This is a genomic window from Prosthecobacter sp. (genome assembly GCF_014879935.1).
Classification (GTDB): Bacteria; Verrucomicrobiota; Verrucomicrobiia; order Verrucomicrobiales; family Verrucomicrobiaceae; genus Prosthecobacter.
In genome coordinates this window covers 1-10,054 of record NZ_JACSRD010000140.1, presented here as the reverse complement: position 1 = coordinate 10,054, position 10,054 = coordinate 1, and the positions used below count along the sequence as shown (strand labels likewise).

Below are 10,054 nucleotides of genomic sequence, written 5' to 3'. Positions count from 1 at the left end.
CAAGGATGGCGAATTGAAAGATGACGCTAGGCCGAAGGCTCCCAAGGCGCTGGTGGCCATGCTCCAGCCGGAGCCGCAGTCGCCACCCACTCCGCCGTCGATTTTGAAGCCCAAGGACGCCGCTCCACCTCCCCAGCCTGTCGCTCCGCCCCAGACCGTCGCCAAAGTGGTGCCCGAATCGACGCCGCTGACCAAGATGATGGAGGAGGCGGACAAGGCGCTCGCCAGCATCGATAAAAACCGCCTGACCATCGAGGTAAAAAAGGCCGAGGCCGCGCCGGACACTCCGCCAATGCCGCAGAAGCCGGAGCCTCAGACACCACCGGCGAAGGAAGTGGCCCAGACGATGCCGGAAACGCCGAAGGCCCAGCCGATCCCCAAGGCGCTGCCCGTGCCAGAGGATGATCCCGTCACGCGCTCCACGCCGAATCAAGACCCGGATGCCTTCATGCCATTCACCCGCACCACGCAGACGAAGGGAACCATCTCGAATCGTGGGTCCCAGGCCGCTGTCGATGCCGAGGAATCGCCCAAGGGGCGCTACATCCGGCAGGTCACCGGCCAGGTGGAGAAGAAGTGGCACATCTACCGGCTGCTCCGCCGCGATGGGGTGACGTACGGCAGCCTCGAAGTCGTCTTCTACGTCAACAAACGCGGCAAGGTGGAAGGTCTTCGCGTGGTGAATGACAAGGACTCCAATCCCATCCTCACCGGCTTCACCTTGCAGGCGATCCGCGATGCGCAGATCCCGCCCATGCCCGCCGATGTGGTCCCTTTGCTCCCGATGAATGACCAGGAGCGCCTGAAAATCGAATACAATGTCCTTATTTACTGATCTCCTGCCCGTCGCGCCATTCCTTGCCGCCACCGCTGACAAAGCCACGCCATCCGGCTTTCAACTTGTCTGGGATTTCCTGGCCACCGGCGGGTTTGTCATGGGATTGATCGTCGTGTGCTCGATCGCGGCGATCACCGCATCGATCCTGGCCTGGTTGCAACTGCGCGAGCAGGTGATCATGCCGAACAGCGTCATCAGCCAGCTTCGTTCCATCCCCAATTACGCGATGAAGGGGGACATCCGGCCGCTGCAGGATTTTCTGGAGAAGGACGGCTCCATGCTGGCCCGCCTCGGCGGCATGGCGATCAGCGGTGCCTTCACCAGCAAGCAGGAGTGTCATGCCGCCTGCGAGATCAAGGCACGGGAGGAGATTCACAATCTGGAACGCGGCATTCCGCTGCTGGAAGTGATGATCACCGTGGCGCCCTTGCTCGGCCTTCTCGGAACGACGGCCGGCCTGGTCGGGATGTTCTCGGCCTTCGGTTCGGGCGCGGAGGGCAGTCCTGACACGGGCGCCATCGCCCATGAGATCGGCGTGGCCTTGCGCTGCACCATCGCAGGTTTGTTTGTCGCGGTGCCGTCGGTGCTCGCGCACACCTATTTCACGCGCCGGGTGGATGCGCTGGCCGTGAAGGTGGAATCCATCATGCAGGAGACGATCCAGCATTTTTACCAGCATTTCGAGGTGCAGCGTCCTGCCGCCTGATTCCTTCACCCGCTGTCATGAACCTGCGCCCCCGCCGCCGTCCGGTGCCCCAGATCCCCATCGTGTCGCTCATCGACATCATGGTCATCCTGCTGATCTTCTTCGTCGCCACCACGACGTTCAAGAAGGACAAGACGCAGGTGAAGATCACGCTTCCGGAGTCGAAGTCCCTCGGCGGCTCCGCTCCCGCGCCCGAGTCCCGCGTGGCGATCAGCATCGACAAGGAGCAGAAGATCTTTCTCGACGGCAAGCCGGTCGATCTCGACAAGCTCGCCATCGCCATCACCTCGCTCAAAGACGCGAAGCCCGGCATGAAACTGGAGCTCCAGGCCGACACGACCGCGGCGCTCGGCGTCCTGGTCAAAGTGTGGGACGCGCTGCGGGACGCGGGTTACAGCATCAATGACGTGCCTGCCCGCATCCAGAAGGCGGGCGGGTCGTGAAACAAAACGGCTGCGAACGGAGACAGCCTGACACCGGCAGGTCAGTTCTTCGCCTTCTTGTAGGTCACGAACGGCTCGAACTTGTAATGCGTCGGCATGATGATGCCGCGTTTGCCGAGGATGGAGGTTTCGTTCTCCACCACTTCGAAGGCTGGATGACCCACCCAGGCCCACTGCCAGCCTTCATTGGCGATGAACAGACCGCCGCGCTGGTCGCCATCCCGGATGATGCCCGTGGTGGTCTTCAGGCGTTCCGGTGCCACATAGTAGATGCCTTTGCGTGACTGTGCCTCCGGCTGATACAGGCCGGCAGGCAGCGTGAATTTGCCGTCCTTGTGGCTGCATTCGACCGCGTGGGCGACGATGATGCCGGGCGTGCCTGGCGGGCATCGTTCCAGGTCCTTGGTGGAGCATGAAACCAACAGAGCGGATGACAGAAGGCCGAGCAGGGCAAATTTCATGGTTGAGCTGGACTTGGATGGTGGAGGTAAGGGGATTCGAACCCCTGACCTTCTCATTGCGAACGAGACGCTCTACCAACTGAGCTATACCCCCATCTTTGAGCGATGCGAAGGGGCGGACCCGCCAGGCACCGGACGCCGCCGATTATGGGGTGTCCGCGCCTTCCGGCAAGCTGTTTGTCGCCGGTGAGGACAAACAACGCGGCAATTCGGCCCCTCAGGCCGCCATGAGTTCCTCGCGCGGCACCGGGAGTGCCAGGGGGCGCGTGGTGAGGTCGCTCACATCAATGCTGATGGCCTCGCCCTTCGGTTTCCGTCCGGTGAGAGCGCAGAAATCGTGATAGCTGAGCACCTCAAAGGTGCGGTCCAGGTGCTCCACCACGACGGTCATGCTCTCCACCCAGTCGCCGGAGTTCAGGTAGTGGACGCCGTCGATCATTTTGTCCGCCGGTGTGTGGATGTGGCCGCAGATGATGCCGCTGCATTGCTTCCAACGGGCCAGATTCTGCAACTGCTCCTCGTAGCGGCCGACAAAGCTCACCGCCTGCTTCACCTTGTGCTTCACCCAGCGGCTGAGGGAAAAGCCCTCCTTGCCGCGCCAGCGCAGCCACGCGTTGTAGAAACGGTTCAGCCGCAGCAGCACCGCGTAACCCACGCCGCCGAGCTTTGCCAGCCAGACGTGATTCGTGGTCACGTGGTCAAAGCCGTCGCCATGCACCACGAGGTAGCGGCCATGCGGAGATTCGTGGATGTGCTCGTCCACCAGCGACAGGCCGGACAGTTTGAAAGGCAGGAAGCGCTCCAGGATGTCGTCATGATTGCCGCGCAGGTAAACCACCTCCGTGCTCTCCTTCTCCATCTTCTTCAGCACCGTACGGACGAAATGCGTGTGCTCCTGCGTCCAGCGGCCGGTGCTCTTCAGCGCCCAAACATCGATGATGTCGCCATTCAGCACCAGCTTCTCGCACTTGCAGTGGCGGATGAGGTGCGCGGCCTGCACGGCCTTGGAATCAGCCATGCCGAGGTGCACGTCGGACATGAAGAGAGTTTTGACACGGAGCTTGGTTTTCATGACGGGAGAGGATTCGGTTGTGAACAAAGAGTCGCCGCTGTGAACAGTGGAGAATCCGCGACTTTCGGTGCTTCCAAAGGCGGCCTCTGAAACCTTTTCGTCACGGATGTGCTGTTCAATGCAGCGCTGGTTTTTGCGACAGAAGAGCGTCCATGACCTTCTTGTTTTCCTCGGGCGGACGCAGGTCTGGCTGGGGAGGCATGCGGAGCAGCAGCAGGATGCAGATCAGGAGCAGCAAGAACGCCAGCAGCGGCCCGCCGTGGTGCCGGAGGAAACGCGTCTTCCTCCGCCACGACAGGAAATGACGGAGTTCGTCGTCGTGTCTGGCCCTGAACATGTCGCATCGCTGCCTCAACGGCGGCGCATGCTCAATCGCTGTCCGGTGACAACTGCGTCAGTTGCTTCACCGGAACACGGCGTCGATCCCCATGGCGCTCTCACGCGCGAATTCGGGAATCCAGCGCGGCCGGCGCTTCGCGATCACGCGGTAAATCATCGCCAGCAGATGCAGCGTCACGATGCGGTCCACCATGCGGTAGCCACGCTGCCGCCGGAACAACAGCTTCACGCCCCAGGCCAGATAACGCGGCTGCAGCATCAGCGGTTTGAAGTCCAGTTTCACGCGATGGCGATAACGCGGCCCGCTTTTTGGGTAACGAGCCTTGTAGGCCTTCTTGGCCGCACGGATGCGCTCGATCAGGGCTTCGTCCTCCTCTCCAAAGATGTAGGCGCGTGCCAGCGCCAGGATTTCAAAGGTGTCCTGCATGTACTCGATGTCCGCCACCGGCAGCCCGGCCTGGGTGGCGAGCGTCTTCATCTGCCCGATGCGCTCCAGCGAGCGCGTGGCCGCACGCAGGCAGCCATCGTGGTCCGAAACGAAGAAGCGCAGCACCTTCCGCACGCTGTGGCTGATGAAGATGTTGTGCCAGTAAACCTGCAGCAGTGGCGGGATGCGCACGCGGCGGAAGAACAGCTTCTGCCGCGCGAATTCCTCGATGTAAAGCAGTTCGCGGATCACCTCGTCCGAAAGCCGCAGCAGTTCCACCAGCGCACGATCATCGGTGCAGCCGATGCGGCGGGCGAATTCGGCCACGGCGTCGGCCGCCAGCGCGTGATCCTTGAATATTCGCAGCGTCACAAAGGTGTTCAGCTCCGTCCACACGGCGCTACCATCGATGAAGGCGAGGCGTCTGAACGGCACCCAGCCTCCGGTCTGACACCACACCATGCAGCCGACGACGTTTTCCGCGTGCCGCAGCTCCTGCAGCAGCCGCTCATACTCCCAGCCGACGAACGAAGGGTATTCGCCGCAGCCCTCGTATTCGCGCCGCGTCTGCAGCTCGATGATCTTCGCCACCTTGGTGCGGAAGAAATTGCGGTTCAGCGGCAGGAAGCGGAAGAAATCACTCTCGCCATACTTCATCGACACGATCAGCGCCGGGCTCTCGAGGCCGTCTAGCACGCGTGCGAAGGTCCCGCGGTGCCACATCAGGTCGCCGATCGCATAGGCACCCACCGTCCAGGTGCGGAAGATCAGCTTCCGTCCGTGTTTCTCAAACACCGGCAGCAGCCGCCGCAGGAACGCGTTCGCCTGCTTCGGCTTCTTCAGCAGCAGTTCGCTGTGAAAGTCGTCCCGCACATCCCGGCCGTCTGATTCGCCGATGCGGATGATCACGCCGTCCACCTGCGGGAAATCGGCCAGGAAAGGGTCCAGCAGATCGTGCACAAAAGCCTCCGGATCGACTTTCCGCGCACGAATCGCTGGTGTGGCCGAGAAAAAGTCCATCGTCACATGAATCGCCAGCCCGTGACGTTGCAGGATCTCAAAGCAGCGCGTGAATTCCTCGCGAAAGCGGCTGATCCGGCGGCGCACTTCCGGCTCATACCATTCGTGGTCGGCCAGATGCATCACATCATCGATCGATACCGCGTTGAAGCCGATGTCCTTCACTTTCGCGGCGAAGGTTTCGAGATCGTCACGGATCTGGGCCCACCTCGCCACGCTTTCGGGTCCGTCGAGCGGCAGGTGCTCGAAGGGAATCTTCGACCAGTTGATGGTGCGGCGGGGATGGCCGCGAAAAAACGGGCCGATGGCATCGATCAGGCAGAGTGGTGGGCTCACGTGCCGATCATGATCGCAGAGAGGCGCGGGCGTGAGCAACGAATTTGTCACCTTCCGCCCGCCGGGCCGTCAAAGCAGCGCCAGCACCGCGTCCAGATGACCTTCCGGCTTCACCTTCTCCAGAATGGCGGCGACGCGGCCGTCTTTGCCGATGATGAAGGTGCTGCGCTCAGTGCCCAGGTAAGTCTTGCCATACATGCTCTTCTCCACCCACACGCCGTAGGCGTTCACGATCGCCTTGTCTTCATCCGCGATGAGCGGGAAGGGCAACTCGTGCTTCTGGATGAACTTCGAGTGGCTTTTGACCGAGTCCGTGCTGATGCCGAAGACATGCGCTTTCTTCGCGATCTTCGTCCAGCCGTCGCGCAGCCCGCAGGCCTGCTTGGTGCACCCGGGTGTGTCGTCCTTCGGGTAAAAATACAGCACCACCGGCTTCCCCGTCAGTTTGCTCAGCGTGATCGTGTCTCCGGGGTGGAAGTCTCCGCCGACGACGGGCGCGGTGAAATCCGGGGCAGGGGATTGAAGCGCGGGTTTGCTCATGGTGGAGCCAGTTTACGCCAGTTCATGCCGCTTGGATGCCTGTGGCCTGAAGGAGGCCCTTGAACACGCTGAAGATCAGCCACGCGTAGAACATCCAGCCAATGATCACGAACAGGACGATCATGACGAAGAGGAGCACGAGCCCGCCATAAAAACGCAGGGTGCTGCGCTTCACCTTGTCCTGGTTCCCCGCCTGCCAGGTGGTGAGGAGCTTGAGGTTGCGGCTGTTCGATTTGAAAAACGCGGACCCGGCCGCACCGAGGCCGGGAACGAGGCCGATGAGGAAATTGATGCCCATGTTCAGCGCCATGCGCAGGAACACCGGGATGGAGACGCCAGTGCGCAGGGCATCAAGCAGGATGATGACACCGGCGCCGGAGGCCACGGTGTCTCCCACACCGGGGATGAGCGCCAGGATGGGGTCGAGGCCGATCCGGAAGTTCGTGCCGGGCACGGGCAGCAGTTCATCGAGATACTTCGCCAGGATGCGTGCCGCGGCACGCTCCGTGGGATCCTTGCTCGCGGCCAGCCGCGCGGCGATGGGATTGACCTGCGGCGGCAAAACCTCATCCACTTTGAACTCGGGTCTTGGCAGGGGCATGGCGGGTAGAGGTTGGATGCTCGATGCTCGATGCTCGATGCTCGATGCTAGATGCTCGATGCTCGATGCTCGATGCTAGATGCTAGATGCTAGATGCTAGATGCTAGATGCTAGATGCTAGATGCTAGATGCTAGATGCTTGATCCAGATTCCAGCATCAAGGAACCAGCATCCAGTATCTAGCTCTTGCTGGGCAGATCGACGAGCATCTGCGCGTTGTTCGGATAGCGTTCCAGCAGGGAGATGACCCGCTGGATGGCTTCGATCGGCTTGTGACCGGCGAGGCCGCGGCGCAGCATGTGAATCTTGTCGAGCTGGAAGGTCTGGAGCAGCAGTTCCTCGCGACGGGTGCCCGATTTGAAGATGTTCACTGCAGGGAAGACGAACTGCTCGGCGATGCGGCGGTCGAGCACGAGCTCCATGTTGCCGGTGCCTTTGAACTCCTGGAAAATGAGGTCGTCCATGCGGCTGCCGGTCTCGATCAAGGCCGTGCCGAGGATCGTGAGCGATCCGGCGGTGCGCGTGTTGCGCGCGGCGGCGAACAGACGACGCGGAATCTCCAAGGCGCCCACACCGACGCCGCCACTCATGGTGGCGCCGCTTTTCGCGGTGTTGTTGAAGGCACGGGCCATGCGGGTGATGGAGTCCATCAGCATGAAGACGTGCTCCCCGCATTCGACGAGGCGCTTGGCACGCTCGATGGCGAACATGGAGATGCGCGTGTGGCTCTTCACGTCCTGGTCGTTGTTGCTGGCGAAGATCTCCGCGCGCGGCAGGATGCGCTTGAACTCAGTCACTTCCTCGGGGCGTTCATCGACGAGCAGGATCATCAGGTGCACGCCGGGATGGTTCTCCACCACGGCCTCGGCGATGTGCTGAAGCATCGTCGTTTTGCCCGCACGTGGCGGGGCGACGATCAAACCACGCTGGCCGCGTCCCACGGGGGCCATCATGTCGATGACACGCGTGGTCAGGCGGTCTTTGATGGTCTCAAGCTGGTAGCGCTTGTTCGGATTCACCGCCTTGAGTTCTTCGAACAGCGGCAGATCGCGCATTGCCTCCGGCGCACGGCCGTTCACCTCGGTGACCTCGGTGATCTGCGGCCCGCGATGGCCCTTGCATTGCACGCCCACAACGTGCATGCCCTCGCGCAGACCGTATTTGCGGATGAATTCGGGTGCGATGAAGGCATCCTGCGGATTCTGGGCAAACGACATCTCGCGGCGGCGGAGGAAGCCGTAGCCTTTGGGGGACATTTCGATGATGCCATTGGCCGGCTCCGGTGGGCCGAGCGGCTTTTCCGGCTCCACTTCACGATCCTGGCCGCCTGCGGCATGGGGTTCGGCGCCGTTCTGGCCGTGGCGCTCACGTTCGCGTTCCCCACCGCCTCCGCCCATGGCGCGACGTTCAGCACGGCGCTGCTTCCAGCGTTCGAACTTGGCCTTGCGGCGTTCCTTGGAAGTCATGGGGCGCAACTGGCCGTTGGCATCCATGATCATGTTGCGCGGGATCTGGTCGCCCGAGCTCCCGTTGGTGGAATCCGCATCGTCGTCATCCGCGTCGTCACCTTCCGCGGCTTCGGCCTTGGCTTCAGGCGCTGGAGTGGCGGCCTCGGCAGCGGCAGCGGCAGCGGGTGCAGCCGCAGCAGGGGCCGGTGCCGGTTCAGGTGCGGGAGCCGCTGCTTCCACGGGGGAAGGTTCCGCAGTGACAGGTGCTGCCTCTGTGATGGCCTCGGGAGCGAACAATTCCGGTGCCGCTTCCTCCACGACGGCCGCAGTCGTCTTCTTCTTTGCCGTCTTGCGGGCGGGGGCCTTGGTCGCGGTCTTGGTGGCCGTCTTCTTGGCAGCAACCTTCTTGGCGGCGGCCTTTTTCGCGGGCGCTTTGCGTTTCGGCTTGGGTTCTTCGACCTCGGCGATGAGTTCTTCGGACATAATAACGGAATGAAAGGGGATTAGTCGAGCTTGTCGGCGATCGAGTCGTCGATTTCGAAGTTGGCGTGGACGTTCTGCGAGTCGTCGTAGTCGTCGAGCAGGTCGTACAGCTTGATCAGCGACTTCGCGGCATCGACATTGGTGATCGTCACGGTGGTCTGCGGCTGGTAGATCAGCTTCTGGCTGCGCGGAGGCAGGTTCTTGTCGCGCAGGGCCGTGCCGACCTGGAAAAGCTGGTCCGTGGCGGTGTAAACGACCCATTCGTCGCCATCCTCCTGGATGTCCTCCGCGCCGGCTTCCAGGGCGATCTCCATGATCTGGTCCTCGCTCGCGGCGGCGTGGTCCAGCCGGATCTCGCCACGCCGCTGGAACATGTAGGCCACACTGCCCGCGTCGGCAAAGGTGCCGTTGTTTTTCGAAAGCAGGGTGCGCAGGTCGTTGGCGCTGCGGTTGCGGTTGTCGGTGACGATTTCGATCATCATCGCCACGCCGCCCGGGCCGTAGGCCTCATAGGTGATCTCTTCCAGCGCGGCGCTGGCCAGCTCCCCGGTGCCCTTCTTGATGGCGCGGTCGATGTTGTCATTCGGCACGTTCGCGGCCTTGGCGGCGGTGATGGCGCTGCGCAGGCGGGCGTTCATGTCCGGGCTGCCGCCGCCAGCTTTCGCGGCCAGGGTGATTTCCTTCGCGAGCTTGGAGAAGGCGTTGCCGCGTTTGGCATCCGTGATGGCCTTTCCGCGCTTGATCTTGGACCATTTGTTGTGGCCAGCCATGAGTAAAACGATGTCGGGTGGGAGACAGCGAGCGGCCCGGCCATGACGGCGGCCATTCGTGCGTGGAGTGATGGGGAGATTGTGGGGGAAGCGGCATCGCCGCGGTGTGTCCGGAAGGAATGTCGGCCACGCAACGAGTGCGGGGTCGCGTTTCATCAGCACGGAGGCTGGGGAAACATCGGCAGGCCGGCCGGAGACATCACCAAGTGTTCACCAGATTGAGAGAACCTGGAACGGTGCGAATTGTGCGGGAGGCACGGCCTCCTGGCAAGAGGTTTTTGTTTCCGCCACGGAAGAATCAGGCCGCTGTGCCGGATCGCTTCGCGGGCCGTTGAAGAGGCTGTTATCTCGCCACTGGAGAGAAACACGAGACAATCATTGATCCCAATGCGAAGGCACCCGCGTTTCGTGGCGGTATCCGGGTTGCTGCGGATCGAGAAAGGCGAACCACAAAGGGCTCCTGCCGCTCACCATGTCTCCTCAAACACCTGCCCGATCTTCTCGTCGAGCCACTTCTTGAGCTTGTCGAGGCCTTCGCCGGTCTCGGCGGAGACGGGGTGGATCTTGATG

General features: G+C 62.2%; 10 protein-coding genes, 1 tRNA gene and 1 pseudogene. 3 read left to right on the top strand and 9 right to left on the bottom strand.

Translation table 11 applies throughout. The features are described from left to right. The 3 genes and pseudogenes from IAE77_RS12815 to IAE77_RS12805 form a co-directional block, all read left to right on the top strand. Positions 1-835 (top strand): annotated as a pseudogene (locus tag IAE77_RS12815) (hypothetical protein); the annotation flags it as partial. Then, the gene (locus IAE77_RS12810; protein ID WP_294227058.1) at positions 819-1,544 is read left to right on the top strand and encodes a MotA/TolQ/ExbB proton channel family protein; all 726 of its coding nucleotides are present in this window, start codon (positions 819-821) and stop codon (positions 1,542-1,544) included. The pseudogene IAE77_RS12815 and the gene IAE77_RS12810, both read left to right, overlap by 17 nt. 17 nt (positions 1,545-1,561) lie before the next feature. Then, positions 1,562-1,987: a biopolymer transporter ExbD gene (locus IAE77_RS12805; RefSeq protein ID WP_294227057.1), complete on the top strand. Its 426-nt coding sequence runs from the start codon at positions 1,562-1,564 to the stop codon at positions 1,985-1,987. A gap of 41 nt (positions 1,988-2,028) precedes the next feature. On the opposite strand, the gene IAE77_RS12800 is transcribed toward IAE77_RS12805, so the two are convergent. The 9 genes from IAE77_RS12800 to IAE77_RS12760 all read right to left on the bottom strand — a co-directional run bounded on the left by IAE77_RS12800 (position 2,029) and on the right by IAE77_RS12760 (position 9,484). Further along, entirely contained in the window at positions 2,029-2,448 is a 420-nt protein-coding gene (locus IAE77_RS12800) for a hypothetical protein (RefSeq protein WP_294227054.1), read from the bottom strand. A gap of 18 nt (positions 2,449-2,466) precedes the next feature. After that, a tRNA-Ala gene (locus IAE77_RS12795) sits at positions 2,467-2,542 on the bottom strand. A 123-nt stretch (positions 2,543-2,665) separates the two neighbouring features. Further along, the gene (locus tag IAE77_RS12790; protein ID WP_294227053.1) at positions 2,666-3,520 is read right to left on the bottom strand and encodes a UDP-2,3-diacylglucosamine diphosphatase; all 855 of its coding nucleotides are present in this window, start codon (positions 3,518-3,520) and stop codon (positions 2,666-2,668) included. Between the two features lie 115 nt (positions 3,521-3,635). Continuing rightward, positions 3,636-3,857, bottom strand: coding sequence for a hypothetical protein (locus IAE77_RS12785; protein ID WP_294227051.1), 222 nt, complete (start codon positions 3,855-3,857; stop codon positions 3,636-3,638). A 66-nt stretch (positions 3,858-3,923) separates the two neighbouring features. After that, the gene (locus IAE77_RS12780) at positions 3,924-5,642 is read right to left on the bottom strand and encodes a hypothetical protein (RefSeq protein WP_294227049.1); all 1,719 of its coding nucleotides are present in this window, start codon (positions 5,640-5,642) and stop codon (positions 3,924-3,926) included. Positions 5,643-5,711: 69 nt separating this feature from the next. Continuing rightward, positions 5,712-6,182: a peroxiredoxin gene (locus tag IAE77_RS12775; protein WP_294227047.1), complete on the bottom strand. Its 471-nt coding sequence runs from the start codon at positions 6,180-6,182 to the stop codon at positions 5,712-5,714. 22 nt (positions 6,183-6,204) lie between these two features. After that, positions 6,205-6,783 (bottom strand): DUF4112 domain-containing protein, encoded by a 579-nt coding sequence (locus tag IAE77_RS12770; RefSeq protein ID WP_294227045.1) that lies wholly within the window; start codon positions 6,781-6,783, stop codon positions 6,205-6,207. 179 nt (positions 6,784-6,962) lie between these two features. Continuing rightward, positions 6,963-8,714 (bottom strand): transcription termination factor Rho, encoded by a 1,752-nt coding sequence (gene rho / locus IAE77_RS12765; RefSeq protein ID WP_294227043.1) that lies wholly within the window; start codon positions 8,712-8,714, stop codon positions 6,963-6,965. Positions 8,715-8,734: 20 nt separating this feature from the next. Further along, positions 8,735-9,484, bottom strand: coding sequence for a YebC/PmpR family DNA-binding transcriptional regulator (locus tag IAE77_RS12760; protein WP_294227041.1), 750 nt, complete (start codon positions 9,482-9,484; stop codon positions 8,735-8,737). Positions 9,485-10,054: the final 570 nt, after the last annotated feature.